19 protein-coding genes are annotated in these 26,898 nt (G+C 46.5%); 6 read left to right on the top strand and 13 right to left on the bottom strand.

Features of this window, described 5'->3' with window-relative positions; translation table 11 throughout:
- Positions 1–107 precede the first annotated feature (107 nt).
- The gene (locus BLU46_RS20800; RefSeq protein WP_157721301.1) at positions 108–1,151 is read right to left on the bottom strand and encodes a DUF4365 domain-containing protein; all 1,044 of its coding nucleotides are present in this window, start codon (positions 1,149–1,151) and stop codon (positions 108–110) included.
- A gap of 300 nt (positions 1,152–1,451) precedes the next feature.
- Here BLU46_RS20800 and BLU46_RS20805 point away from each other — a divergent pair, with 300 nt between their 5' ends.
- Together BLU46_RS20805 and BLU46_RS20815 are read left to right on the top strand one after the other, a co-directional pair.
- A complete protein-coding gene (locus BLU46_RS20805) occupies positions 1,452–5,867 on the top strand; it encodes a sacsin N-terminal ATP-binding-like domain-containing protein (RefSeq protein ID WP_093204994.1) in 4,416 nt (1,471 codons plus the stop codon).
- Between the two features lie 967 nt (positions 5,868–6,834).
- The gene (locus tag BLU46_RS20815; protein ID WP_093204998.1) at positions 6,835–7,416 is read left to right on the top strand and encodes a hypothetical protein; all 582 of its coding nucleotides are present in this window, start codon (positions 6,835–6,837) and stop codon (positions 7,414–7,416) included.
- A gap of 286 nt (positions 7,417–7,702) precedes the next feature.
- On the opposite strand, the gene BLU46_RS20820 is transcribed toward BLU46_RS20815, so the two are convergent.
- The 7 genes from BLU46_RS20820 to BLU46_RS33560 form a co-directional block, all read right to left on the bottom strand.
- Positions 7,703–8,827, bottom strand: a complete 1,125-nt coding sequence (locus tag BLU46_RS20820; RefSeq protein ID WP_093205002.1) for a hypothetical protein — start codon at positions 8,825–8,827, stop codon at positions 7,703–7,705.
- Positions 8,828–9,438: 611 nt separating this feature from the next.
- Positions 9,439–9,768, bottom strand: a complete 330-nt coding sequence (locus tag BLU46_RS20830) for a hypothetical protein (RefSeq protein WP_093205011.1) — start codon at positions 9,766–9,768, stop codon at positions 9,439–9,441.
- 639 nt (positions 9,769–10,407) lie between these two features.
- Positions 10,408–10,713, bottom strand: coding sequence for a hypothetical protein (locus BLU46_RS20835; protein WP_093205014.1), 306 nt, complete (start codon positions 10,711–10,713; stop codon positions 10,408–10,410).
- 101 nt (positions 10,714–10,814) lie between these two features.
- A complete protein-coding gene (locus tag BLU46_RS32895; RefSeq protein WP_157721302.1) occupies positions 10,815–11,249 on the bottom strand; it encodes a hypothetical protein in 435 nt (144 codons plus the stop codon).
- Between the two features lie 144 nt (positions 11,250–11,393).
- Positions 11,394–12,155, bottom strand: a complete 762-nt coding sequence (locus BLU46_RS20840; RefSeq protein ID WP_093205018.1) for an abortive infection family protein — start codon at positions 12,153–12,155, stop codon at positions 11,394–11,396.
- Between the two features lie 229 nt (positions 12,156–12,384).
- Positions 12,385–12,612, bottom strand: a complete 228-nt coding sequence (gene tnpB / locus BLU46_RS33555) for an IS66 family insertion sequence element accessory protein TnpB (RefSeq protein ID WP_093205022.1) — start codon at positions 12,610–12,612, stop codon at positions 12,385–12,387.
- 68 nt (positions 12,613–12,680) lie between these two features.
- Positions 12,681–12,896, bottom strand: coding sequence for a transposase (locus tag BLU46_RS33560; RefSeq protein ID WP_093205027.1), 216 nt, complete (start codon positions 12,894–12,896; stop codon positions 12,681–12,683).
- A 312-nt stretch (positions 12,897–13,208) separates the two neighbouring features.
- On the opposite strand from BLU46_RS33560, the gene BLU46_RS20855 reads away from it, so the two are divergent.
- Entirely contained in the window at positions 13,209–14,846 is a 1,638-nt protein-coding gene (locus tag BLU46_RS20855; protein WP_231988824.1) for an SIR2 family NAD-dependent protein deacylase, read from the top strand.
- Positions 14,847–15,112: 266 nt separating this feature from the next.
- Here BLU46_RS20855 and BLU46_RS20860 read toward each other — a convergent pair whose 3' ends face one another.
- Entirely contained in the window at positions 15,113–15,901 is a 789-nt protein-coding gene (locus BLU46_RS20860) for a hypothetical protein (RefSeq protein WP_157721303.1), read from the bottom strand.
- Between the two features lie 835 nt (positions 15,902–16,736).
- On the opposite strand from BLU46_RS20860, the gene BLU46_RS20865 reads away from it, so the two are divergent.
- The 3 genes from BLU46_RS20865 to BLU46_RS33245 are packed head-to-tail and all read left to right on the top strand — an operon-like array spanning position 16,737 to position 20,159.
- Positions 16,737–17,897 (top strand): dsDNA nuclease domain-containing protein, encoded by a 1,161-nt coding sequence (locus BLU46_RS20865; protein ID WP_093205041.1) that lies wholly within the window; start codon positions 16,737–16,739, stop codon positions 17,895–17,897.
- A complete protein-coding gene (locus tag BLU46_RS20870) occupies positions 17,894–18,379 on the top strand; it encodes a hypothetical protein (RefSeq protein ID WP_093205046.1) in 486 nt (161 codons plus the stop codon). The genes BLU46_RS20865 and BLU46_RS20870 overlap by 4 nt, the downstream gene beginning before the upstream one ends.
- Positions 18,369–20,159: a coiled-coil domain-containing protein gene (locus tag BLU46_RS33245; protein WP_231988825.1), complete on the top strand. Its 1,791-nt coding sequence runs from the start codon at positions 18,369–18,371 to the stop codon at positions 20,157–20,159. Before BLU46_RS20870 ends, BLU46_RS33245 begins: the two co-directional genes overlap by 11 nt.
- Before the next feature lie 356 nt (positions 20,160–20,515).
- Here BLU46_RS33245 and BLU46_RS32900 read toward each other — a convergent pair whose 3' ends face one another.
- Genes BLU46_RS32900 through BLU46_RS20890 form a run of 4 tightly spaced genes read right to left on the bottom strand, consistent with a single transcriptional unit; the run spans position 20,516 to position 26,085 of the window.
- Positions 20,516–20,902: a hypothetical protein gene (locus tag BLU46_RS32900; protein ID WP_157721304.1), complete on the bottom strand. Its 387-nt coding sequence runs from the start codon at positions 20,900–20,902 to the stop codon at positions 20,516–20,518.
- Entirely contained in the window at positions 20,896–22,860 is a 1,965-nt protein-coding gene (locus BLU46_RS32905; RefSeq protein WP_157721305.1) for a site-specific integrase, read from the bottom strand. The genes BLU46_RS32900 and BLU46_RS32905 overlap by 7 nt, the downstream gene beginning before the upstream one ends.
- On the bottom strand, positions 22,857–24,740 hold the full coding sequence (locus BLU46_RS32910; protein ID WP_157721306.1) for a hypothetical protein: 1,884 nt from the start codon (positions 24,738–24,740) through the stop codon (positions 22,857–22,859). The genes BLU46_RS32905 and BLU46_RS32910 overlap by 4 nt, the downstream gene beginning before the upstream one ends.
- A 1-nt stretch (position 24,741) precedes the next feature.
- The gene (locus BLU46_RS20890) at positions 24,742–26,085 is read right to left on the bottom strand and encodes a site-specific integrase (RefSeq protein WP_157721307.1); all 1,344 of its coding nucleotides are present in this window, start codon (positions 26,083–26,085) and stop codon (positions 24,742–24,744) included.
- Positions 26,086–26,898 lie beyond the last annotated feature (813 nt).

Genomic DNA, 26,898 nt, shown 5'->3' on the forward strand with positions numbered 1-26,898 from the left:
TTTGTTTGATCGGTGCGCACACAATAGAGAGTGGCTAACTCGTTACCTAGCCTGCCGGTACTGGAGTTTTCTGGTACGTCTGGATCAGTCTGAGAGTGACGCACCGGTCAAATTTTCCCCTTCCGCCTACCGGGCTCGTAAACGGAGTAGAACCATGTTTTGGTCCCTACGATTCGAATTCGATCCTTCCTCTCCGAGCCTTCGACGCTTGAATCTTCAATAAGGGTGGTCTCGCGCTTGAGGATTACTATCACCTCTGAAGCCTCCCGTGCTGGCCATTTCACCATAGCCGATACGCCCAGGTAATCGTATTGCGCCCATGAGCCATCGGTGAACTGCCGAGTTTTCAAGCCTTGTCGTAGCTTGTGCCAAGTGTCAACTGCCTCAATGATTCGCGCTGCAACTGGTAGCAATTCAAAGCTCGCCTGTATGCGAGAGAGCGGGCGTCCGACTCGAGTGATGTGAGACCAACCAGTTCGGTTAATGGTGACGGTGCCAAGTGTCGGATGTGAGGCACCTTCGGCCTTCCAAATTTGATAAAAGTCCCAGGCAGCAGGTTTGAGACTTTTCGAGAATAGGTTGAGACGATTTGGCAGATTACCCTGCCTCGACATATCTACCTCTGCCAGCCCCAGCGCTCGATGCTGGCCGGTGGCGAGTCGAGAAAAAGGGCGAAGGCACTCAATGCCTGGCTGAAATCGGTTTTTTAATTGAACGATCACCGTGCCTCTGTCGGTGTAAGACTCGGTCAGTTTGAGATCGGCCCACCAAGCTTGGCTTGGTATCTTCCATAGACCTCCCACCTCCTTAACGTAAAGTAAGGCAACCGGCAGGGGAGATTTTTTCCAAAGCTCTCGCTTGGTTTCGATATTAGGAATTTTAATTTCAATAAAGTCTTCTTCCCTGCGGGCTACATAGCTAGCCCCGCTCTTAATCTGCACATGAATCAAACCGCCGGTGAAAAGGTGTTTCCACGACCTCCGATCTTCTGGCCGATCCTCGTCCACCTTCATGGTACGCAAGTAAATCAGCCCATCCACACCGTCATCGTCGACCTGCCCCATTTCTTGCCAGGACCAACCCCATGCACGGCAAACCGAATCGGTATAGGCCGTGCTTGCAGCAGAAATTCGATTCGACTCTGATGTCACCTTTGGTACCTTTCCAGTATTTTCAAGATCCGCAATCTACCACGGGCCACGACGGCATTGCCTGTCACCCGAAGGCCAGAATAAATGGAAATGGCAAAAGTGTTGTCTGTTCATTTTTGCGCATTTGCTACTTTTAGAGCGCAGCCCTTCAGCCGTAATCTCCGTTAGCGAGTGTTTGAGTCTCGACAATCGATATCTCAGACCACATCAATCCAATGCCGAAATGTAGATGAAATCAAAAGACTCCATGGGTGGGTTACGCTAGCCTGCATAAATCAATCGATCACTGGCCACTGTCATATGACCCCTCTAAACGCAGCCATCCAAAGCAACTACCAGCTGGATTTTGAGAGGGGGAGAGAGGCTGCTCGTTTAATTTGGGAAGATGATCCAACGACGAATGCCTTGGTCGATCCAAGAAGCCCGGCGTTCGCGCATGCGATGATCGATGCGTCGGTTGAGGAGTTGCGAAACTCGAAGGGCCTGTTGAAAAAGATGATTGATCGCGCAACGGCCGGTGCAGAAGACTTGGCTGTTGCTCAGTTTCAAGGCGTTATCGAAGTTATTCAGAACGCCGATGATGTTCGCGCCAATGAAGTGCGATTCGCCCTCAGAGATGGTCCAAGAGGTCGGCAGTTGCTCATTGTGCATGATGGTGAACCGGTCACTTGTCACAACGTTCTCGGTATGGCGTTACCGTATCTGACATCCAAGACAGAGCGAACGGATCAACGTGGACGTTTCGGTATCGGGATGAAAACGCTTAAACGTGTCGCTGATGCCATTGCGGTACATTCTGCTCCATACCACTTCTCAAGCGATCAGCAGCGCTTCGGTAGAATTGATGCCGAGCCAGAGATAACAGGTTTTTACGAGCCGAGCAGTGAAACGTTATTAGTGGCTGATCTGAGCGAAACCTTTGAAGAGGAAAGCCTCTCCGATTGGTTCGACACTTGGCGTGATGAAGGGCTTATGTTCCTTGCTTCGGTTAGTAGATTTCGTTGGTGCGAAATCAACGGGACCACACGCAGTGAACGCTCTCTCGTTTTTTCGCCCTGGGTCAACTCCGACTACTCGCTCCACCACCAAGGGATGATGCGGTTGCAATCCAGGCATGTCGTTGGGCCAGAAAATAACTGGACCATCTGGAGGGCAACTGTGCAGGTCCCGACTCACCTGCACCCGGCACATAAGGCACGAAGCGATGAGACGAATATTTCTATTGCATTGGGCGCACAAGAGGGAATGTCTGGTCTTTTCATCGGCTTTCGTACTCAGGTCACCGTCTCCCTCCCATTTTCGCTTGATGCCCAATTCGACCCCAGCACATCTCGAGAAGCAATCATTGAGAACGCTTGGAACAGCTGGCTAATTGACCGAACCTGCGATGTGGTAGCGACCATTTCAGCAGGGTTATTGGCGTCCGAACCAAAGCGTGCGTGGGCGATGGTGCCACTCGCTGAAGAAGGGGTCGGTGAGACTAATGATTACTGGCTGCATAAGCGTTTTTCTTTGGGCCTTCAGGCTGCGCGCAATTGGTTAGGAAGAGAGGCGTTGATCTGCCTACGTAGCGGTATCTCGCCGCTCGCGAATGTCGTTTATGAAGATGAAGTGCTCGATGGACTTCTTGATGAAGAGGATCTTGGCCGAATGGTCGTAGGCCTCAACCCGCTAGAAGCTGACATCCGCGATATAAAAGAGCGTTGGCGACAAGTTTTGAGGGCCTTAGGTGTATCGCGTGTTCTTGGTACAGAGGCTCTGTTGGAATCGCTGGAAAACGGATCGTTTGAGAGTAAGCCGGCATCCTGGTGGGTGGAGTCGGGATCACGACTTGTGCTCCATCACCCCGACGATGGACTTTTCGATAGGGCATTTTTGTTGTCCCATCGTCATCTCGCATTGTCCTGCAAAGAATTTGGTGAGACTGCTAGACCTCTTGTTTTTGGTGCGACTCCTTCACCTTTCTCTGAGCGATGGGGTCTCCTGGAACGTCTCCATTGGGCATATGCTCAGGGTGACGTAGGCGAAACAGTCATTAATTGGCTGGAAACCAATGCGGCTTTCGTAACTGCCCTCGACGCCAGGACAGAGCTTGCAGCTTTTGCTGAGGCATTTAAAGATCAGAAAATTGACATAACCGATGATGACTTGCGTAATCTTCGAGCGCGTTTCGATGAGATTCCGGACCAGCAAGCGGAGCCGTTAGGACTGGAAATTGGTGCCGTATTACGAGTTGACGGCCACGTATTTAAGTCCGGAAAAGCATCGCGCCAGAAGGTATCGCTTGCCGAAAGCTACCTTTGTAAGACCCTCGACGGCGAAAACTCCACATGGCCTGACGCCGCAGGAGCCACGACCAACATCCAGTGGATTTCGGCTAGATACGAGGCTGTGCTCAAAACAGAAGCTGGAAAATGGGCTAAGCGCAAACGTGAAGATGGCTCCGTCTCACGAGGCCCGCGTAAATTTCTAAGCCTACTGGGGGGCGAGAGTGCCCCACGTGTCATGCGGTTGGATGAGCGCGTACGGTGGGGCGGCGTAAGGCGTTCGGCAGACCTGCGACAGAAAGGAGCAGAGCTGGTTAGGTATGATCAACTCTCGCCCGATTTGAGTCGCGTACTGCATAGCCTGCTCGCCCTCAGCAAGCGCGATGCAAGAGTACGTAGTTCTGCATTACTACGAACTTTGTCTCGAAATTGGGACCGTGTGTATTCGACGCGAAGCGCGGTACCGGCTGAGCACATGGCGATAAAATACACATACAGTCGCGGCGAGATCAGTGCCGCTTGGCTCAATGAGCTACGTGACAGTCGATGGATTGCTGTGGGACGTGGGGAATTAGTTGTGCCGCAGTCGGCTGTGCTGCGCACGCCTGAGACGCAGACTACTTATTCGACTTTCGTTTGCGATATCGTTGGTAGAGAAATCAATTCAAGCCTCGTAGCCTCGCTGAATTTGATTACGGATGTTCGAATCGGGGATCTATTGGCGACGCTTGAAAAGTTACGTGATAGCGGTGAGGTTGTAACTCATGCCCAAACGCTACCTCTTTATAGGACTATCGCTAAACGCTGCCCACCAGTGACCAGCTACAATGCACGGATCGGTGAATTAAGTGTTCAAGAGCTTCGTCAGAGGTTTTTAGCCAACGGGGGCTTGATTCATGTAGGCGAGAGTAAATGGCGTGGACCAAACGAACTCATGATGGGGATGGACATATTTCATGATCGACAGTCATTTGTGCCCGGTGGTATCGCTTGTACCAATCTGTGGGTGATGCTCGGTGTTGAAGAGCCAGATTTTGACGACTGCATCCAGTTCTGCCGAGATTTAGCCGGGTCCCCCTATGATCCAGATGCGGAAGCGGTGCTAATGGACGTTTATCGATACATGGAAGGCATTAAAGATTTAATTGAGCCCAGGCATCGCGCCAAACTCCGCACCTTACCGGTTCGCTGCGAAGACGGTTGGACTACAGCACGACCGGTTTTTTATGTAGAAAATTCCGAGCTACGTAATCAATTCGCGAAAAATATACTGTCATTGAAATTCTGGATTGCTCCATGTGATGTGCGCGACCTAACTCATCTTATGAAGTTTTTGGCCATTGTAACGCTTAGCCCGAGCCTTAAGATCGAAGCAGAAAATGAAGAAGCGGTCGAATATGGAGAGCAGACGCGACTGCGCTTCCTTCACGCCCTTGATCACCTTTCGACTGAGTTGGCACGCAGCGCGCCTGCACTGCGAGATCGTATAGCAATCGGATGGGACGAGCTTAAAGCGTTGCCATTGATGGTCTACCAACAGTTAATACCTGTAATGGCGACATCTCCCGATTTGCCGATGCCAGGTGTTTTGGTTTTGCTAAGGGCTTTCATGCAGGAAAGTCCTCCGGCATTCCACTTTCGAGACGACGACATCGGTGACCGGGATTCGGCAGGCAAAGTTATTGCGTCAATGTTCCCAGTGGAAGGACGCCGAAGAATCGATGCTGAGTGGGTGCTCGCGTGGCAGAAAAGCAGGGATATAGTCACTGCCGAGATTCGACTGGCTAGCGACGAAAAACGTAACGATGCGATGCAGGAGGCGGCCGCCGCGATTAATGCCTCGCTCAAAGAAAAAATTATCGTCACGCAGCCTAAAAGTAGTGGTGCCTATGTCAAGCCACGGACGCTCAAAGAATCGGTGGGTGCTGTCGTTGGCGCTACCATTAATCTTGGTGTCACGCGGGTAAAACCCGCAGCTAAACCTGTGGGGATTTTGAAAACTAAACCACCAAGCCCGAGCGATACGATTGAGTCATCAAGCCCAAGTGCCCCTGCTGCATATACGAATGCCGACCTCGAGCAGCGCGGCTGGGAAATACTCGTACAGGCACTAGAGACATCCGCAGATCGACGCCTTGTTGATTTTCGTAAGCGTCAAGGAGTAGGAGCAGATGGAGTGTTCGAATGGAAAACGTTTGTCGAAATGAAAGCGACCGCTCGTAGTCCTCAATCTCAAATCGAGCTATCAAATAATGAGTTCAAGCGTGCGAAGGAACGTGGTAGCGACTTTATACTGGCGCTCGTCTCCGGACTTGAAACGGGATATAGGGACGAGGTAAGGCTGATATTCGATCCTGCAAATTGCGCAACGATCCGACCTACAAATGGTGTGAGACTGGTGGCATTACTAGAACTTCCCTCAATCATCATCCATTTCGAAAACACCTAAGGCTACGCTTAGTCGGCAGGGCAGACGCCAAGCGAGTGTCTACGTTATAAACTTGGACTGAGCCAATCGATACAACAGACTGGCTAAACCGCTCGGCAGTCATTTCGTAGTTTTAGCGCTTTCCGAGGACGGTTATTTAGGAACTTAGCTCGCGAGTGATTCGTATGCGATTACGGCAGTTATAAGCATTATCTACACCAACTACCTCTCATTAATAGCTTGGGCCCGACCAGCGTAGAGACATCAGCGGCCACCTGCCTACAGTCCGCTATTGGCCAATGCTGTTGAAAAAGTCGGTAATCCAAAACTGCCTGATCATTGACCGGTGAAAGCGCCTTTTTTACACGCTGCTACGTGAAATCTGCGTATGGAAACCTCTGCTGAAAGTGAAGTTTTCAATCTCGGACGCGTACTTTTCTGCTGCGGAAACCAATGCCGACTTTTTCAACAGAATCGGCCGAAAGCAGCCAGTCACGATTGGCAGCTTTCGGCCCCAGCGTGTAAAAGCGCTCCCTCAGAGCTAAAGGTCACGCGCTTATGTGAAATCTGAAAATTATCGGTAGCTCAGCCGAGCTGGATTTTGCGTAGAAATGCGTTTTTAGGTCCAACACTGGGCATCAATCGTGCTGAAAAACGTTTAGACACAGTCTCGCCCGATTCCTTCCTGTCACAATGGGCTGCTAGCGGCAGAGATCAGCCCTTCACGGAGATCTGCTATGGGGTGAGTATTTGCCATTAGGCATGCCGCCTCCTGAGGCGCCCGGCACAGGCCTACTTGTTCGTAGTGCCTAAGGGACCAAGCTGAAGTCCAATGCTGATAAGAACGCTTTACAGGCCAGCATAGGTAGCGTATCCCCAGAATCAAGGGCTGCCTTTTAAGTGTCATGCTAAACCGCAGTCCTGGTCTGGAACTCGGGCGGTTCGATTATTTAAACCTTCAAATATTCTCCTTAAAAAATAGGTTCACATGAAAACTGATAGCAATGCTGTGATTCGTTTTGCTGTTCAAAATTATTTTGACGGGAAAATGCCAAAAGCCGCAATCGCTACCGGCTACACTCACGCGCAGATAAAAAATTGGGTAGACGACGTGGTCGTTGCGAGGGTCTCCACTGCGAGGTACGTGATGGCAGTGGCGCTGATACCAGAGTTTCAGGTTGTTTGTGAGCACGCCCAGTACGATTGCAATGAAAGTTTGTCTCCTCAGCTCAATGTAATGCTTAACGGGCATGCTGATCACCCGGGGGTGTATGCTTTTTATGATAGTTTTTGCAACTTGATTTACATTGGGAAGGCAAATGCTTCTCTAAAGAAAGAAATTACAAGCGCGATAGCCCGAGAGGTGGACTTGCCTTTCCCTAAGACGGCTGTTGTGCCTGATAATAGAAAATCTGTGGTTCGTTACATCTCGGCATATGACGTGGGCGGAATGGATCACTCAGATTACCCCCGTCACGTGGAATCTCTAATATTGAGATTGAACAAGCCTCTTTTGAACAAGCAAGTAGGTAAATTAACAAAGATTTTGCCGAAAATGCCTGAGCTGTAAACTGTCAATGACGCTATTAGCTGCGGGGATAGTCACGTAACAGTTTAGTCCATTGAGGCTCGTGATGTGACGTGTTGATATATGTTCAAAGCCGCTTTTCGAGGATCGTGCCCTATTTTTACGGGGCGACAATCACTCCCTTAACTGCCGGTCTCTAATGGCTGAAATTGGCCGGTTTCTGCCCTTCGCGCCAGGGAAATCGGCCAGAGACGGTAAACGCCTGCTCTTGGTTAAGGGGGCGGCCTAGCTCATCCCAGTGAGCGGAGCTAGCGGCTTGAACCTCTTGTTAGGCAACTGATGACACTGTGTTCCTTGAAACCATCACGTTGTCATTATATTTAATCATCATGGCCGTATTCTCGACGTCGTAGAAATAATGAACAATTTCTTGAGCAGTGAAATCATTTTCTAATAGTGGATGCATTGCAAACTGATTGTGATAAACCTGTAATCCATCTAAATGGGTTTCTTTATGCTCACTTCCGCTGCAAATATGGACGTCATGCCCGCAGACTTCTTTACCAGAGTAGAAGCGCTCAGAGAAAATATCGTAGGTGTCGGACACTTTAGTTCTGGTCTTACCAATTTTCTCTAGGCCCTCCTTAGCTAAGAATTCAACTATTCCCATTTTCCTGAGTCTAGTGGTTTTTACGAAGCTTGCTGTACCAGCTAAAGCCACTGCTTTTCCAAAGGTACCTGTCGTGGAAAAAATAACAGCGCTAATTTCTTTGTAGCTATCATTGGTGAAAATTCCCAAATCAATGTCTTTGCCATTTCTGTTTTTTACAGAAGCGATTACAGTTTGTGGCTCATTATAATTAACTGGAGGCTCCAGACCATAAAGGACTCTATTTATGGCTGTATTGTTTTGGCTTTGTGATAGTTTACTATCAAATGGCGCAATCGCCAGAACAAAAGGGTTACCCTTTACGTGTTCTAAAGACGAGTATGAATATTTGCCTTTGCCATCACCCAAATAAAGTTGGTGTTTGTCACGTATTTTTCCAGATAGTTTCAGAGTAGCATCGTCGAGGAATTTTTCTGCGGGCATGCTTGATATATCAAGCTTCAATGTTGGCAGAACTGAAGGGTTAGATGTTACTGCCTCAACAGAAATATTCCTTTTGTATTTGTCCTGCAAATTGAAGTCCGGGCTAGCCTTCGTATAGTCAATTTTAAATTCGAGTAGCTTGAATGCTTTGTTAAGATAGATTTCCCAGTAAGTAGAGTTGAAGCTAGTCTGGAACTCATTGATAAACTTAGCTGCTTCCCCTTGGCGCTCAAAAATCCCGTCACTCCATTCATTGATTATTTTATGAGTCTCGGAGTACTCTGGAGTGTCCTTAATTTCTTTAAAGTACGGATGTAATTTATTTTCATCTAGCAATGTTTCAAATAGATTAATACTCATTTTCTACCAGGGGCCTCACTATAATTAGACGACGCAAGCAGGGTGATTTTTAACGTAATATGTATCTGATAACGTTCCTTATCCATGCGTAACTCTTTCAGTAGCCCTCAAGGTGTGGTGGAAACGCGACAAGAGACGGGAAGAAAAAGCGACATAGCCTGCACGCAGATTACGAAGTCGCTTGCAGCATGTCCATTGCCTATTTTGGCCGGTTACTGCTGCTCGTGACGAGGCATTAGCCGCGTTCAACTAGGGGCCGCTTCTGGTCGATCTCTGCCTGTCGCGAGGGCCGTAACCGACCCAGAGCTGATGGCCGGACATTCAAACCAAATGGTAGAACTGTGGGGTCGCTTCGCCTGCGGCTGGCTGTTCCACTACAGAATCATTTGCAGCTTGGACATCCCAGCGCATGACCAAGAGTCATGCGCTGGCGCCGTAGGTTGCTTGGTTTCTGACGACGAAGAGATACGTGATCTCTCAGGTCCGGTGTTCATGGACATGCTCCACATGCTGGCATAGCTCGCGGGGCCACCTCGGACGACCTCTGCCGGTCACGATGGGCGGGAGTCGGCCAACAGCAGCCTGGCTTGGCGCCTGCTGGGAAACATGGTTTACATCGACTTGACCGATACCACTTCTACATACCGGAATTTTTTCCTGGCTGCTTTGGTGGCTTCCTGCTCTGCCAGCAGCGTACTCAGAGTATCGGCTTCATGGACGATCTCAAGCGTCATTCCTTCAAACTCATTGCTCACACGGAGAGTCACCAGAAGCCGCGGGGTAAAGGTTTTGGGAGCCTTCTTTTTAGCCACTTTTGATACGGGCGCGGCGGCGACGTCCAGCTGGATTTCTTCTAGGGGGGCGGTGCTCACCGGCGCAGATATTTCAGCGTTGCCGAATAACGCTTGGCGCATCTCTTCTTCGGTCCATTCTTCATTCATGCTGCTTCTCAAGGATCTGATCACTAAACCAGCGCAATTATAACAGCTAGTCATGGCAAGACAGTTTCCACTCCATTCTCTGAGATCCATTTGGTCACTTCTTCAAGGGCCGCTGCTAGGGCGTGCTGGTGGTGTAGGAGGAGTGTGAGAGCGTCCGATGTGGCTATGTTAGCTTCAGAGTTATCTGGCATGGGGATCGTCCTTGAGTAACGGGTGTGGGAAGACTAGCTGAACACGCCGCTAGTTGAAGTCACTTACCAGACCCGCTGATACCTGGGTATTAGTACTGACTTGAAGACTCATTTGCAATTGACCTAACCAGCCATTTGCAGCGGATTCCCCCCATAGCAACCCTAACCGGCAGTGAACGGCCAAAAGCGTTCTTTGAGTGGAAGCAAAATTAGGGGCGATTCACTCTGCTGATGTCTGAGCCTTCATGCATGAGGTTAGATGACTTGGCCGTACGGTTACAGTTGAGTTTTGATTCTGTAACGCTAAATTTTTATGTAACGCATTGTGCGTTACGTAAAAATTTAGCGTTACAGCAATGGAGTTAATCTGCATTTTTGGCTGCACTCAAACGCTCCCAGCCTTACGACCATTTTCATTCAGGCTATCGATAGGAGAGATTTCGCTCCGTCAATCTGAAGCCAATCCCATTTGCATTGCATACCAAGCGCCGATGTCCATGCACCCCTCCCCGACGTATCGACCGCCAATACGACGGAGAAACGCCTCCTTCGCCTCATTTGTGGAGAGCCTCAGCCAAGGGCTATCGTCACCGTAAGAGACGAAGAGCTGTCCGTTAGGTGCCCGCTCGGCTTTGTATTGGGCGAAGTCGGTTTCGCCGTCAACGGCTTCATGTAGGGCGTATACGTCTTCGACTTCTGTTTGTACGGCACCGTCGAGCCACTCATCAAAATCAGTCAGCGTTAGCCTGCCCATTGTTGATTCCTTTTATTTTACAAATGCGAAAATCAGCGCCTTCCTAAATATACCCAGTCGCCAAGCAGTTGCTTGCGGCGGTCAATTCATAACCTACCGGACTATTCTTCAGCTGCGTAGTGCGCATTGCATTTGGGGCACATCCATTTACCTGCGAAATAAAAATCAGATGGCACGTTGGCCAGTCTCACACGACGCTCATCAACATCCCAACAAGAAGTGCAAAATCTACCAGTCACTCCATTAAAACTGTAGACGCCTTCACTTGTATAGGTAGGCTGCCCAATTGTCTTCTGCTTGATTTGCTCCTGGAGAAGGACAATCTGCTCTTGTGCCACAGCTAGCTTCATTTTGAGTTCGCCAGATTCCAGCTTAGCGTCACCAAGAGCTGAGTGCAGATCCGCAACGAGCATTTTAAAATCAGCATCGCCAACTTTGTGGCTAAGTCGCGAAGTTTGTTTGATGCGTCTAACGCTTGCTGCAATAACGCGATTATATCCATAATATTTCTCCTTTCTCTTGCCTTCCGGTTCCATTCTGCCCAGACATCCCTGGTTTGCAGCCATCAGAGCCCGAATAACCCTAAGGGGCAAAAAGCTAGTCCCTCTAATCACTGGGTCATTGCACATCAAATGCCGGTGATATGAGGCTGATTTTCTAGCTTCTCCGATTAAGTACCCTCACTGCCCGAGCTTGTTATTAAGATAGTGGAAGATCGTCCTCACAGCATTTACAAATAGGAAAGCTTCCGCTGCTTCGATGAGATTTTCTGTTGGGTGGGCGACGCTGCCATGATTGCGGATGGTGTTGAGCGCATCCATGACGGCAGCGAATGACTGAAGTACTTTACCAACCTCGGCCCCGTGGTTGCCTAAGGCGTTCAAGGCTGGGTGATCGGAGCGGAGTGCTTTAAACGCCTGAGTAAGGGTTGCGTTCACCGGGAGTGGGATACTCACGGCAGCGCATTCGGCCCTCAGGTATCCATGCATAGCGGTATGAAGCCTATCCACGGCGCTCTGTGCGCCATTCGTTACGACAAGTTGATCAGCGTCAGAAAGCGCACGGCGGACTACCTCAGACGCGTTTTGAGAAGGCGCTACAGCTCGAACGTGGCCCACGCTGCGTCCTAATTGATCGAGAAGTTCAGGAACGGAACTTTCTAAAAGCGGTAATACTTTGGGGTGTTCAATTAGCGCTGCCAGCCCTTGTGGACTGTGATGTTGCAAGCGGTTTATCACATCGAACACGCAATCACCGTAATCAGTGTCGCCCCAGTCCAGGCTACGCAGCAGGCGCTTGTGACCAGTAATATATGAGTACTGACCAGTGAGGTGTCCAATCTCGTGCCAGTCTGATTCTACAAAGGCGCTGATAATAGCCCTGTGTAGGGCAATAATAATTGGTCCATTCCACGATGGGTCTTCTAATAAATACTGGTTCATTCCACACTCCAAACCCATCTTCTCTGTGGTTCTATCCACGTGAATGCTAAGCAGCAGACAGAATCACTGATACGACTATGCCAGCGCAACCTCGAAAGCGCTGCTGAAAATGGCAGTGTCAGCAGATCGATACGGCTGGCTTGTATCGAGGCTTGCCTACTCAGGTAGGGGTCGCATGATCTTGTCTTTTATGGTTACAGCAAGCACCTTCGTCGGAAGTAAACTCCTCTCACTGTGGATCAACGTAAGCGTTCGGGCACCCGTCGTGCACCAAAACTTTCATGCGATTGCCTCGACGATTGGAAAAGAGATAAGCGCAGTGCGGCTGCGCCGCACCGAAGACGACGACTCGGGCGAGCGCTTTTTCGGTGCCGGAACGCATGTCCATCGGTTCAGTGGCCAGCCAGATCGCGTCGATCCGGATCCTGAAGCAAGTACCCGGACAAAACGGGCACATCCTTCGGGATCGGAAGAGGGCCACTTTACTGTGAGAGTTTGCTCGCCAAATGGCAGCTCGATGACAGCCTAGCCCTCGGCCTGCCTTTTCGGGGCGACCTTTACCGGAACAAACGCCGGCAGCGTTGCGGGTGGCTGATCTCGGCAAAGCGGCGGCCACTTGCGGATCACAATGGCATTGATGCTGTGACTGATGGCAACGCTGGAAATCGACACACCGGGTTGCAGGCATTTCTGAACAACCTGGGCTTTGAACGACTTGATGTAGGAGCTTGGTCGGCGCATTTAAGGGCTATCGCGTCCGCTTAAGATAGGCGGACACCATCGCCCTTAATCTGGGCGTTCGGTAGGAGTGTTTGCCGATCGCTTACGGATCAACTCTGCTTAACACCGTGATATCTTTAGATCCCGGTAAATTTCTGATTAGGTCGCAGACACTTTGCACCCTGGCCCCACCAGCAAATTCTTCAACCGATGAAGAGGCTGATCTTGGTCCTTCGTTCGTCAACCAAGCAACTTTGAAGGGGGCTTATTTGGCGTCCGAACGACATTACTGATACTGTCTGACGCTGCTCAAGAAAGGATTTCGCAGTGGCCATGACTTACCTCAAATACTTCCCAAAACCCGTGCTAGACGATCTAGTGAACGGTAGATGGCTGCCAATTATCGGCGCCGGAATGTCACTCAATGCGCACGTCACGTCAGGTCAGAGACCGCCGCTTTGGGGAGAGCTAGGAAAGCTTCTAGAGGACGACTTGATTGAGTTCAATTCCAGTGGTGCACTAGACGCAATTTCAGCGTATGAGCATGAGCTTGGCCGTGCGAGGCTAATGGACAAGCTCTCGCAGGTGCTGCTGATCCACGAGGCGCAGCCAGGAAAAGCACACAAGAGCTTTTGTTCTATTCCGTTCGATATCGTTTGCACAACGAACTTTGATTTTTTACTGGAACAGGAGTACCGGCTGGGGCCGAATACCGTCTACCCCATCCTTGAAGAGGAGCAGCTGTCGCTGAACTCGTCCAAGGCTGGCGTAAACTTATTGAAACTTCATGGGGACCTTCACCACCCTAGAAGGATGGTAGTCACTGAGGCCGATTATGACGGTTTCTTAGCAAACTATCCGCTCTTCGCAACATATCTAGCGAACCTTTTGATCACCAAGACAGCTGTACTGGTTGGGTACAGCCTTGACGATCCTGATTTTCGACAGATCTGGCATGTTGTCTCACAGCGTTTAGGGCGTACTAGGCGATTTGCCTACACCATTGTTGTCGGTGCAAATCAATCCGATGTCTCCCGATTTGAGCGTCGTGGGGTGAAGGTGATAAATCTGCCAGGCACCCGAGACAAATATGGAGAGATCCTTGCCGCTGCGTTCGATGAGCTACGGGAGCTTCTGAGGGACAAAGCGTTCACGGTGATGAAAGCGACCGAGGAAAGGACAATGCAGGAGCTGTCGCTACCGAGGTCAGCATCCTCACGGCTTTGTTTCTTTTCATTGCCATTAGAAGTTCTACCGTTTTATAAAGATCAAGTATTCCCTGCCCTTGAAGACATCAACCTCGTCCCAATAACGGCGGATGGAGTGATTTCCCCAACTGACATGGTCATCGCCAAACTGGATGCGCTGATTGATAGATCAATCGCAATGGTTATTGATCTATCATCTAACTGGACAGTAGTGGAGCTGAAAATGGCGCTTAACCGTGCCGCAGCCAGGAGGCTTGAGGGTAGGCCGCTCACGCTCATAGTAGTCACGAGAGAGGGGCAGCAATTACCAACTGCGATAGAAGGGGTAGTGACGATCCACCGACCTGATCTTTTAACTTCTCAATCAGAGGATTTTGCTCGTAAGTTGGTCGCAACCCTCGAGCAGGCACTTCCCTCCGACGCTGAATCCCAGCTAGATGAAGCGCGTCGGCTTTTTGGCGTTAAGGCATACCGCGCAGCTATCGTTTCCGCTGTCACATATTTAGAAGGCGAGCTGCGAAAAGTTTTGCGTATTGGGGATGACGAAACTGCGTTAAAACTTCACTTGTCGTTGATTGGGATGATAAAAAGCGCAGTTAGTCGCGGTGTCATCAGTGAAGATGTGTTACCAAACCTCCAAGATTGGATTGAGTTGAGGAATGGTATTGTTCATTCTAGAGAGGGGCTTGAGGTTTCTAGAAGTATCGCAAAAACAGTCGTTGATGGGATAACTAAAATCGTAAGGGCATTTCATAGAACGTAGGCTCGGTCATATTCAAGCATGAAAAACGCATGCTGAGTCAGTATATGAGATAAAGAAAGGTTTCGCTCCCCGTAGCTTGTACTCACGAGGTAATTTTCCTTAACGATGTTAGCCAAATATCAGCTTTCGAACTAACTTCGTAGGTTGGCTACTGGCCGATTGCAATATGCGAGGGCCTAGGAGAGTCTATAAGTATAGGTTAAGATTAGCCCGAATTCACTTCCTTGAGGAAGAGTCTTCGAGCTGAACGAAGTGCGGTATTTATTTTATGATTTTTGACTTGATGATGAGTCTATTTTTTTTGCTTTAGCACTTGAGGGCTGATAGTCACAAGATTTAAGCATCTTTCCAGCAACAATCGCTGTATCGAACGCCATGAGAAGGGCTTCGACTTTCTCCTTCATTTGATTCACAAATGAAAAATTTAATTGCACATAAAAGTTTTTGTTTACTACAATGTCAGGATTCTTTTTCTTGAATTCAGTACTAACTTTTCCATCTGAATGAACAAGGAAGTGCCGAACCTCTAAATAGGGAAGCGCCGAATCTATGAGCGACCTATCAATTTTTAAGTCCAGTTTGTCTGACATTTTTTGGAATAATTTTAGCGTGCTTTTCTCTGCTTCTAACGCTTGAAATACGGAATCTGCAAGCATCCTAGAGATTGACTCCCAACTCCCAGCATTTAAGATGTCTTTCGCGTCCACTTTAAATGCATGTTCGCCAATGATTCGCCCAGGGCTAAATCCATTTTCCGTACATTTTTCCAGCAATATTTTCAAGTATTGGGTGACTTCCTCATAAATATCCTTCACATAAGAAGAGTAAACTGTCTGCCTAAGGTGATTTACTAGCAGTTCTCGACTTTTATCAGAATTCTTTCTTTTGTAAAGTCGTGGGTGCCTTGAAGCATCAACATTCTTTAAAATTTCTTTTGAGTTTGAGCTAGATAAATCGCCATTAATCATCCCTATCCTTATTACATCAACAAGGGCTAAGTCATCATCAAAGCTTGATATTTTTTGGAGGAAAGCATGTAGCGCCTTTGTTGTCATTTTACACCTAGTTAATTTAGTAGTATTTATGCAAAAAATTCATGCCTCGCAAAAAAAATAGCACAATGACATCATCAGTAAAAGCTCAGTGAATGCAGTATATGGCTGAATTCTGCTGATCGACTCACGCCCGCGGTGGATAGGGTGGAGCTGCCGAGCAAGCAAATTTCGCGGATACCATCGATCAAGAGCCGTGATGGTGCGATTTTTTTGGCATCGCATGGTGGTTGGCTGACCGGCATTCCTCTTCGAGGCTATCTGTCTAGCTTCATTTTGATTAATCGGAGTAAATCAATTTGTTCCCTGCGCTTGGGCCAAAGCCGCAAAAGCACAGCGCGCACAAGCACAGCGACAGGTACATCAGGGATATCTATCTCCCATATCTACATTGCACAAGTGCTGCATTGCCATGCTCAGTGAGGGAAGACCCTGCGCAGGTCTAGTGAAGAATTAGGCGGGTAAATACTACGAACCTGACTTGCATTGTGGATGGCATCACGCCACTATTCAGCGAGTCAAGAAAGGGATACTCTCGCGGGTGGAAGACGGCAATGGAAGGTCGCATGGACAGTATTATTCTAAATGATCAAGGCGTGTTGCTCGCTTCGTGCTTGCCATCCATGCGTGCTCGAGTCAAAAGCTCTGTAGTACGTCGTTTAGTAGACGAGCGCGATCACAGTCGTAAAAATGCCTATAGGCATGCATTCAATTTAAATTCAATTAACTGCGCCCACTTTGTCCTCAACGCCTCTCCACTACTCAATGACAACGATTGCTTCATGAGTCCTGCTTATTCTCTGGCGCTGATATCTCAGCATATGCAAAGACATATAATATGAAACTCCATGAAGTCAGTCCTAGGGAGCAAAGCGGACGAGATACAATTGACCGTTTTCAAGCGCAGTTCAAGGCCGCTAGTTTGGAAAGCTTGGCGCTATTGGAAAATGGGGAAATAAACAGAGTGTACTGCGATGTACACGAGGACTATGTTGTCAAGTACGTAGTTAACTCAAAATCGCACTATCGATTTGTTCAAGTAAAAACAAAAAGCAAACTAAACCATCAGTACAATATACTTGAAATTTTCGGTCTAAAGAAAAAACCGAAAAATGCTCCTATTCATGACTTGGCTGGAAGCTTCGCGGGGAAGTTACTGCTTCATGTTGAAGAGTTTGGCGAAGCATGCAGCTCCATTGAAATTTGCACAAACGTAAATTTTGATGATGAGGTCGAACGAATTTGCCAAGAAGTTAAAGGCAGACTCAGCCAAACTAAGAACACCGTAAGCCTTATCAGCGAGACCAAAAAACTAATACCTTCCCTCGCCACCAAGAGCGACGAAGATGTAATGGGTTTTTTGTCGCACTTGGTATTGGCACCCCGAAAGCAGATCCTCAATGAGGAAGAGGATGTTTTCGTTTCCCAAGCATCTAGCCAGATATTTAAGTATAGCGAAATAAATCTTAATCCTCTTGAGGTTAAGAAGATAATTATCCAGCTACTGTCTTTGATTGAGGACAAATCTGCCGTTCCTCTTTCCAGTGGTATAACCGAAGAAGATTTAGATGCAAAAGCGAGTGTCCATCTGGATGATGTTCTAGACATTCTCTGCATTTCCAGATCCGCCTATTATGTTCTTAAGGCTGGAGGTGATGATAAAGCTATAAAGTCAGTCTCGATTCTACAAAGGATGCTGAAACGTTCCGGTTTTTCAGATGAAACAGTGGACACATTTGCAGGATTTAAATGTAACTGGGAGGCCTGGTACAGGACTAATAGGCATGCGCTTTTGGAGTTCCGCTTAGCCGTAGCAAAGAACAAAATTATACAGGTGGCGAGAAAAATTTCTGTCGGTCAAACCGACATGAACTCAATCACTGAAGAAATTTCATGCTTGGCAGCCCAAATCAGTAATGACCTTGGACGATCCGACCTCACAGAAGAATTGGCATTCGGCGCCGTTCTATCTGAATTGGTAAAAGGAGAGGCGCAATGAATTTCCGCGAGGCGGTCTCGAATGCCAAGACGGAATCCATAGCCTTGTTGACCGAAGGCAGTCCTAGGGGACGCCAAGATGTGCTTGGCAATGACAGTCTATTTCATACCCCGCTAATTGCGCTAACCATCATCCTGCTCGCGCGTTCAAGAGCTAAGCCCAAGCAAGATGAGATCGGAATGCTAGTGGGAGTTTGTTTTGAAAAAAGCCTGGCGGGTTTCAAAGGGTCGAGCCAAGAGCTAGGGTGGTCTGCGAACCTGAGAATCCGCACCGTAAAGGCGTTTACATTTTTGGAAAATACTGGATTTATCGTCATCAACAAAGAAACTTCCCGCATTGAAGCAACTGACGCGGGGAAAAAGCTAATCGATACCATTTTAAAAGATGAAAGCAGGCTCTGTATTGCATTACTGATGATAAAGCGTGCCTACCGCAACATTTGTAAGGAACGAGCTATTGAGGCTAAGTTGAATGAAATTTGAATCGCTTGAAATTATTCAGAACAATCCAGATGGGTGGCGCTCAGGTGAGCTTGAGTTTGGCGATGTCATCACTCAACTATATGCGAAGAACGGTAGTGGAAAGACCCCGCTGATCCAAGCGATGATGTTCTGCCTTGGACTGCATGTTCAATTCAGAGAGGATATTGTTCGAAACTGCAAACTAGCTCGTTTAAAATTGGTCCTAAAAGGGAAACAGTTTACCCTAGATCGAATGATGGGAGACTCCTTCGATCTGACAGTGAGAGTTGACAACGTAACTGAGGATCGGTTTTACAACGAAGATGACTTTTCAAAATTTATGTTGAAGTCACTCGATCTTAGAAGTGACAGACTTGTAACAAACGGCAACACGCCTACTACACCTTATTTTTCGGCGCTGCTACCCCTATTTTATCTGGATCAGGATCAAGGATACTCTGAATACTATGCTCCTCCTCGCCCAGGGTTTATAAAAAATCAGTTTTCTGAGATGGTTAGGCTAGCTACTAATTTTCCACCCCAGAACTCGTATGACAAAAAGAAAAAAGCGATTGAAGTTAAAAAAGATTTAGACTATTTGGATACAACAATCGTTGATAGCCGCAAACTGATGGAGCGTATCGCTCAGGAGCTTCCATCGCCGGCGCGAAAAATGGAAGATATTGATCGCCTTATTTCTGAGTCAAAGTCACGTCTAGAAGACCTTAAAAAATCTAAAGATATAAAAAGTGATTCACTTTCAAGTTTGGACCATGTTATAGGAAATCTTAGAAGGAGGCACCGTGAGTTGCAATCGGAGGAGGCTGGTCTCGAATCAAAAATCTCCAGTTCAACGCAAATACGGGAAGAGATACAGAGTGAGATTGAAACGCTTAACTTGAATGAAGAAGCTAAGCGGGCTTTTATTTCTTTCTCTGATATATGCATCTCGCCATCATGTGGGCTATTCATGGTAAGTGCAGACTCGTACGGTAAGAGCTTGCTTTATCTGAAAGATCAAATCAAAGATCTCGAAATATCGACTGCCTCAAATATACAGAAGTCGGAAGCGATATCCACAGAGAAACGATTTATTGAGTCGCAAATCGCGCAACTTGCTCAGCAAAGAGGCTTAGCGGAGCGGGAAGCAGGCATTGAAATATTCATTGAGGCTATTAGCAGAATTGCTTCGGAAATCTTTGAACTCGGATTAGAAAAGAATAAGCTAGAAAAATCTGAACAACATAAAAATATTCACCTCGAACTATTAAAAAGAAGAGAGATCGTTCTTACACTTGAGGACTCGTTGCAAAGTTCACGTGAACAATCCCCAGACATCCTTCGGTTTAGGATCGAACTTGGACAAAAAATGGCGGAATGGCTCGACGTGCTCAACTCCAAGAATATTTCCAGGGACATCCGAATCGATTCGGACCTCAAGCCCATACTAGGAACTGAAAAACTCGGAATTATCAAAGGCAGCTCAAAGGCTCGAACAGTTCTGGCGTTTCATGCTGCATTATTTGAGCTGTGCACCAGCGATCCACTCTCTCCCTTCAGAGTGCTTGTATTTGACACACCTCGTCAGCAGGAAATTCACTGGGAAGATTTGGATGCCTATATCAAGGCGTTAAAAGGTGTTGCTCTACGTAACAACGCCCAGGTTATTTTCTCTACCACTAGCTATCAGTATGAGATCGATATCAAAACAGACAAGGAGTGGTTGCCCAAGTTTGCAGGCGCTGAGCAAGCCATGTACCTAGGTAAGGTTGGTCAGCTTCCCATTGATAGTGCTCCATGAGATTCGCAACGATGCCGTGCCGGATCAACCCTCAAAAAAACTTGGTAATAGCCCAATTGCTGCCGGAAATTTAATCTTCCCTATTAAGCTTTCGGAACCAAAAGTTGATCTCTGAAGAATAGTATTACTAACTCGAAATCGTTAACAAATCAGTGCAACTTAGAATCGAATTATCAAGTGATCGGACCTGCTGCGGATTTAAGGGTTGACGGAAGGATTCTGGGAATAAAGCCATTTATAGGACGCAGGGTTCGGAGTGCATGAGCTTAGCGTTGTAACGAATATTTCAATAGCCCCATTCTTCTTGGATCAGGATGCAAGATACTTCAAAATGCAGTAGCACCGTATAATTTGTCTCACAGTTTTTTTTTGTTAAAATCAAGAACATTGGATTTTGAAAGACTAGTCAAGGAGCTTTCGAGATTTTTGATTTTTGCAAGAAGATTCAGTTCTCTAGCTAACGATTTTTCATATAGATCTTTGTATCGGCTGACCTCCTTTTTTTGCCTGATCAGAGGTTCTGATTGTCTTGAATTCTCTTTTTTATTAGAGTGCTCGGCTTTATTTATGGCATCTATTAAAAGCTTAAACTTAGGGTTGGAGCTTCGGATAAAACCTCTGTAAAGATTTGCTTCCGTAGCTACAGTGTCCAAGTTTATTTTACTGCTATTAGGAACGACGATGCATTTTCCGGACTGCAATCGTGCTAAAGCTTCGAAGCACTTTAGTACATTGTTTAACATTTTTCGATTCCCTTATTCAAGATTGAATCTAGAAACTTTTCTAACTCCAAAAGATCTTCAAGTTCCGTCAAGTATTCAGGAGACCCCACGGCAAGCATATTAAGAAAAATCCGCTGAGCGCGAATAACGTTTTCGATTTTTTCTTTTTTGATAACGGCCCCCGCACACCGAAGGCAGGATGTTAGAGGCGCATGCATAATGCGGTCGCATGCTGTAATACTGGTACAACCTCCGTGAATAGTTCCACGGTAGGCCATTTTTCCTTTATGGATGGCAGACTTAGCAGTTTCAGAGTCAGAAGCAATGATATTAACTGGGTTTGTTGATGTCCGATTAGCTTCAACCCATGCGCCATGACCTCCATATAGTTTGATGTCATCTGAAATGAAATCAGACTCATAGTTTAAAGCCTCTACGAATTTCGCCATTGACTGATATTCAGTTTTAAAATGATTCATATCTGACCCAAATAGTTTTGAAAATTTGTTCCGACCTCTAGCATAGTAAAGAGTCATCGCCCTTGAGAGATGCTGGAGCTGGCGTTTTAATGAGGTGTATGTTACCAAATTACTTTGAATCGCATAAAACGCAAGAGATCTTCTGAATTGATGAGTTGTAAAGTGCCAACGCTTATTGATCTGGAATCTCTCATCAGCAGCCCATTTTTTCTGAAAGTCAAGGTTTGTTAAGTTGGTATAGTCTTCATTTGTTATAACCATATCCACATGATCGAAAATATAATTCAAATGCCAGTGCACCAAATTGGCTGGTGTATTGATATCCCCTTGAAATCTCGTGTGGGCGGTGTGAAATTTTAGATTGCTAAGGTTGGGAAATAACAATAGTGAGTCGGGTGATACATTTTTCCGATGGGATACAATTTTACAGATCAGTTGCGCCGCAGTAATGGCGATTTTTACTTGTGGGCTGGTTATCCAGTAAGTGCTCTTTTTGCTACGAGAAAGTTTAGTGGTTATCCCCAAGAGCTGAAGCACTTTCTTATTATTGATCTTTTTTGTTGTTAGGCAGTTATAACGTAAGCTATAAGCTTCGTCATCCCTCATACCCGAAAAAGCATGTATTGTACACTTTGACGCGAATTGGATGCTTCGCAAGTATCGCCCTAAGCTTACAATGCAAAAAACATAGTTTTTCTTGAAAAGTATGTCAAGACCATATTCTTCTGCACGGGACCTTACGAATTCTGGTGACCATTGCGAGCGAGCATGTTCGTGAGGAGTAGAGTGGAAATAATCTTCTACTTCAATTAGAAAAGCAGAGATATTCTTGCTATGTCCCAAAAAGTCAGAGAGACGATTTTTCAAGCACGATAAGCCGCTCAAAAATATTCTTGGTGGGATCACAGCAGTTTGATTATCGTTGTCGTCGTAACTTCTTTTTTGGCTATACGCAGGCGGCGACAGTGCCTCGAACCCGAGTAGTTCACTGTCTAGAGTGCTCAAATGATCTGCCAATGTATAAAGCCTCGACTGATCGTCTTTATAATGTATAGTCTCGGCAAACTCAACTAAAGTCTCTGGTGTATTGAATAGGTAGAAAATATCCACTTCTTTGGATTCACAGAAGATAGACATTTTTCCAAGTGTACGATGGTATGCCTGCAAGGTACCTACGCTGATACCCGCTCCTGAAGGGCCACCTTCGCGTGTATACATCAGTAAAAATAGAATCCATTGTACTTGGCTAATTAAATTCATATCATTTGAATATGACTTTGAAATGAAGTTGATTTTTTTATATGAGCGTGTTCGATTGTCATAGGTCCCAAGTTTCCAGCTCATATCCTCAGCTAGAGACAGAGGGTTCCCATCGATGTCTCGGCTTATGACAAAGTTTTTTGGGACTTCGGGTCGTGAGTTTGATCGCAAGCGCCATTCGAAGATATCAGGTATCGAAAAAGGTGTTGCGGCTGGTAAAATAGAAAAAAGAGCACTCATTGGATAAATCCCAGGTCGATAAATAAAGAAAGCTTCGCGTTCCAATACTCGGTTAATTGGCCGTCGTTTACCTCCGACTCGACCTTAGAAACAAGAGCTTTTTTCTCCGGTGAAATTGCACCGATAGACTTAATAAGTTGCGAGATCGCCATCTTGGTGCTTTGGTATAGTGTTTCAAAATGAACGTCGGAATGCGTTGCTTGCTCTATCTCATTAATAAAGTAACGCATGCTTGCAAGCTTCTTTATGCCCTCCGCGGATGGGTCTACTGCGTAGTTTTTGCAAAACAGGCATCCAATCATGTTTTTACAGTCGGGCTTTATAGGCGCTGATGCGATAAGTACGGATTCACCCTGTAATGGGGTGCTGCATTGACCACTTGGTGTCTGTGATATTTTTTCTGCGTCATGATGTTTAATTCGGGAGTCAAGCTGGAGAAAATACTCTGATAGCTCTTTACCTTGCTGTTGCTCAGAACCATTTGTGTAGCTTTGCTCAATGGTCCGCTCGGCGTTTTGCAGTTGATCTGCGGCTGCCGCTACTCCAAAGTTATTAGCTACCCACTCGGATTTGTAGACCCGCCATTGACGAGCGTTTACTGGTTTTAGATCTGGATTGAATTGTTTTTTTGCTAAATCAAAATATGTATATAAAAAATTTGGGTCGATAGGTACCAATTTTGACCCTGTTTCACGAAAAAAAAGTAAGTTCGTATTTCTGTCTGCTGCAAGGAAGTTTCTGAGTTTGCAGTATTTCTGAAACTCTCTAAGAAACTTTACGTGGATTTCGAAATCCACGAAGTGACCTGCTCTCGTTTTGAAGCTTCGGAAGTGTTGACGGGTCGTTATTGGATTATTCTCCATTTCAGGCTCCCAAATCTGCTTGACAAGATCAGATGGGTTGATCCCAGTTACTGCGAACATTTTCAGCTGGAATGAGCTTACCGCCCAATACGCCATTTTCAATCTAGATGGGTGCCGAGGGTCAGTGTTTGCGTTAGCTAAGCTTTGCTCACTTCGTTTTCGATTAGATCGGGCCCCGCTTGGCGTGTAATTAAAGCGTTTGGCGATATATTCAAGAGAGTTTAAAACCCCATTTTCATAGTCCCATATCCAGTTTCCATTTTTCATTTGTTCCCGTCTTGCGAGTTTCCATTTCGGTAGAATCCAGCAAGAGCATGGCAGTGTCCACGCCTGTTCATTCGGTAACTGTAGAAGATATGGAAAGGGTTGGGCGTCTAATAGAAAGCTACCGATGTTATGGAATAGCTTGTCCGCGAGATCAAGCGCACTTTCTACATCCTCATCTTCTGGGACTTTCGTGTGGTCTGTATCATTCTGAAAACGTATCGGTGTAATGCCTGCACTTATTTTAGCAGTTTTGCGCTCAAACCATTGATTCAGCATTGCCAGTGCACCACTTTGTCTTAATAAAGCAGTCTGGGATTTCATACCTGCATATAATAGTTCATCGCGTAATTCTAATATGTATTCATGGTAGGCCTTCCGTGCGCTTTGTACATTTGAAAATACGTCGGGGTAGTTATTTTGGTCTGCCCAGTCTATAAATAACATACCTTCTTTTATTTGATTTCTGATAGTTATCTCTGAGTGCCTATTTTGAGCAATGTTTTGTAGAAAGCCGATTACTAGCTTCGATATGACTTGGCGACGCTCTGGATTAAAACTACTTTCAATTACCGTGTATTGCCCTTCAGCTTTCGTTCTTAGCAGATATGCGATAGCGCCGATGCTTAAGGACGCTTTACCTTTAGGAGATAAAATACGGTAATTTTCAGGTGACTGAGCCGCAGCAATACTCTCGAAGCAAGTTATTGTCGCGTCCTCAAGCCTTACGTCGTATGAAATGTCGGTCGACATGCTATTTGACCGCATCCCACACAGCAGCCATGCGCGGGAGGATCTTATCTTCCCATGCGGCTTGGATATTTTTTTTCTGCGCATGTTTCTTCGCAAGAGATAAGTATTGCAGTGTTACCTCAAGCTTTGAATGTCCAAGTTTTTCTTGCGCCATTTTTAATAAATTGTCCAAGCTAATCACCCCTTCTTCCAGCATAGGAAGGTAATCCATAAATAGGTTTAGTGCAGATGTAGCCCGAAGATCGTGAAAGCGTAGGCCCCGCTTGAATCCATTTTGCAGCAATATGGGCTTGAGCTGATCATGAATGAACGTCCTAATAGAATTACCTTTTGGAGACCATGAGCTAGCTGCATAAAATAGGTCATCCTGGGCTGCGTAAAATGGATTTCCGTGAGTGCTCACAAATACATAGTCCGTCGACCTATGTTTTTGTGATGCAAGTTTGTTGCGACGTGACAGGTAGTCTGGACTTGAAATATAAATTTTAATCTTGTTGTATAGCCATCCCGGAAACTCTAAGACCCCTGGTTTGGAATGTTTTGTGTCTATTCCTGTTCCAGGCCCAGTTACTATGTTTATAGTATCTGTGTCTTTGACGTTATGCTGACTAAAGTGACTGGATCTTAATGTGCATACTGATTGAATTCTTCCAGCGGTAACTAAGGAGGTGATAAACGTCAAAAATACTGGATAGTTGTCGATTTTTTTTAAGCAGTGTATGAGTTGCTGTTGTTCGTCTTCATCTAACGGAAAAAGTCCTACTTCGTCTAGTACGTAGATTCTTTCTGAATTCTTAGCACTAGATCTGGGCGTGAGATCCGTGGTGGTGATTTCCTTATATCTGGATAAGCCAACCTTTTGGTCGTATCGCAGAATTTTTTTCTTCTCGATCCATAATGTGTATTTGAACTGCACGCCGGATGTCATCAACCAGCGGTAGAAACTAATCATCCGATTGATTTTTCTTTTTTTTGTACTTTGCGCGTAGTGGCTATTTTCTAGGTGGTCGCAGTAGGCATAAGTTGGGCGGAGCGGTTTAAGTCTGTGATCTAATGTGTATTCGGTGTCGTAGGAGTAACAAAACTTACGGAACGTGATTAGGTCATCTGCAATTCCTTTTAGTGTTTCGTAGTTAGTTAATCCCCCGTTTTCCGGTTTCATAAGGCTTTTGATAAAATTTATACCATCTTCCCATGGCTCACCATCAATGGTGATACAAGGGATGTAGGTAACTATGTCTCTGCCGTCCGAGGGTTCCTCTGCTCTGAGCGTATCGATGCCAGAAACAAACTTATCGATGGAGTTTGAAAATTCTGCGTACCCAATTTTAACCGTTTCGAACATGATCGTGCCTAGCATATAGAATCTGATTATGCTGTTCTAGAAGCCTTAAGGTGTCAAACTTAATCGGAGTTGGTTTTATGTGGTTGGTTTTATGCGGTTGGTTTTAGCAGGTTGGTTTTGTGTAGTTGTTTTTGTAGGGTTGGTTTTATATAGCTGGGCTTGTTTGGTCGGCTTTGTATATTTGAGCTATTTGATAGAGTTTATAGGGCTGTTGATATCGTTGGTTCTAAGATCTGTTTTGTATGGGTTTTATAGGGCGGGCCTTGGATTTTGTTACGGTTTCGCAAATTATTATCGTAACCGTCCGGGCAACACACGTTCCTAATGCCATCGCTTTAGTCGATGGTGGCTGCCATGTATGGGATTTGAATTACCTAAGGCCAGTCACAACCCCCGTGACCACCCTCTCGGCCGGGGTATACCTGAGCGGGATCTCCCGATCCCGGACAGACGCTGATCTTTGAGCAAGACTTTGGCAGACGCTTACCCAAGCCAATTACACACCCATTTACGTGATTAAGCCGTAGGTACCTGCGAAGTTTAGTCACTTTGCCGAATGCTTTGAGCGTCGGTTCAGGCTGGCAGGGGATAGTTGATGAAGCCTCAATGCTGGTAAAAAATGGCGAATCAATCAGACCCCCGAGCCATTCGTATTGCACCCTGAGGTGCAGGGCGAGGTTTTTTTGGGGGGAGGGGGACTTTTAGCCCATACGCCTTCGAATTGAGGGGTTTGGTGTCTAGAGGTTTGTGGGCTGCTGGCAGCTTACTAGCGGGTAGGCTAAAGTGACTCGAACTAGCTCGTAGAAGGTCGCA

Source organism: Pseudomonas yamanorum (assembly GCF_900105735.1).
Lineage (GTDB): Bacteria > Pseudomonadota > Gammaproteobacteria > Pseudomonadales > Pseudomonadaceae > Aquipseudomonas > Aquipseudomonas yamanorum.

Coding starts and splice junctions, on each gene's coding strand:
- BLU46_RS20835 (WP_093205014.1), bottom strand. CDS start 10,713: ATGGGCAGGCTAACGCTGACTGATTTTGATGAGTGGCTCGACGGTGCC.
- BLU46_RS32910 (WP_157721306.1), bottom strand. CDS start 24,740: ATGTCGACCGACATTTCATACGACGTAAGGCTTGAGGACGCGACAATA.
- BLU46_RS32895 (WP_157721302.1), bottom strand. CDS start 11,249: ATGGAACCGGAAGGCAAGAGAAAGGAGAAATATTATGGATATAATCGC.
- BLU46_RS20865 (WP_093205041.1), top strand. CDS start 16,737: ATGAAACTCCATGAAGTCAGTCCTAGGGAGCAAAGCGGACGAGATACA.
- BLU46_RS20820 (WP_093205002.1), bottom strand. CDS start 8,827: ATGAGTATTAATCTATTTGAAACATTGCTAGATGAAAATAAATTACAT.
- BLU46_RS20830 (WP_093205011.1), bottom strand. CDS start 9,768: ATGAATGAAGAATGGACCGAAGAAGAGATGCGCCAAGCGTTATTCGGC.
- BLU46_RS33245 (WP_231988825.1), top strand. CDS start 18,369: ATGAAATTTGAATCGCTTGAAATTATTCAGAACAATCCAGATGGGTGG.
- BLU46_RS20890 (WP_157721307.1), bottom strand. CDS start 26,085: ATGTTCGAAACGGTTAAAATTGGGTACGCAGAATTTTCAAACTCCATC.
- BLU46_RS20805 (WP_093204994.1), top strand. CDS start 1,452: ATGACCCCTCTAAACGCAGCCATCCAAAGCAACTACCAGCTGGATTTT.
- BLU46_RS20855 (WP_231988824.1), top strand. CDS start 13,209: ATGACTTACCTCAAATACTTCCCAAAACCCGTGCTAGACGATCTAGTG.
- tnpB (WP_093205022.1), bottom strand. CDS start 12,612: ATGTGCCCGTTTTGTCCGGGTACTTGCTTCAGGATCCGGATCGACGCG.
- BLU46_RS32900 (WP_157721304.1), bottom strand. CDS start 20,902: ATGTTAAACAATGTACTAAAGTGCTTCGAAGCTTTAGCACGATTGCAG.
- BLU46_RS20815 (WP_093204998.1), top strand. CDS start 6,835: ATGAAAACTGATAGCAATGCTGTGATTCGTTTTGCTGTTCAAAATTAT.
- BLU46_RS20840 (WP_093205018.1), bottom strand. CDS start 12,155: ATGAACCAGTATTTATTAGAAGACCCATCGTGGAATGGACCAATTATT.
- BLU46_RS20860 (WP_157721303.1), bottom strand. CDS start 15,901: ATGACAACAAAGGCGCTACATGCTTTCCTCCAAAAAATATCAAGCTTT.
- BLU46_RS32905 (WP_157721305.1), bottom strand. CDS start 22,860: ATGAGTGCTCTTTTTTCTATTTTACCAGCCGCAACACCTTTTTCGATA.
- BLU46_RS20870 (WP_093205046.1), top strand. CDS start 17,894: ATGAATTTCCGCGAGGCGGTCTCGAATGCCAAGACGGAATCCATAGCC.
- BLU46_RS33560 (WP_093205027.1), bottom strand. CDS start 12,896: ATGCGCCGACCAAGCTCCTACATCAAGTCGTTCAAAGCCCAGGTTGTT.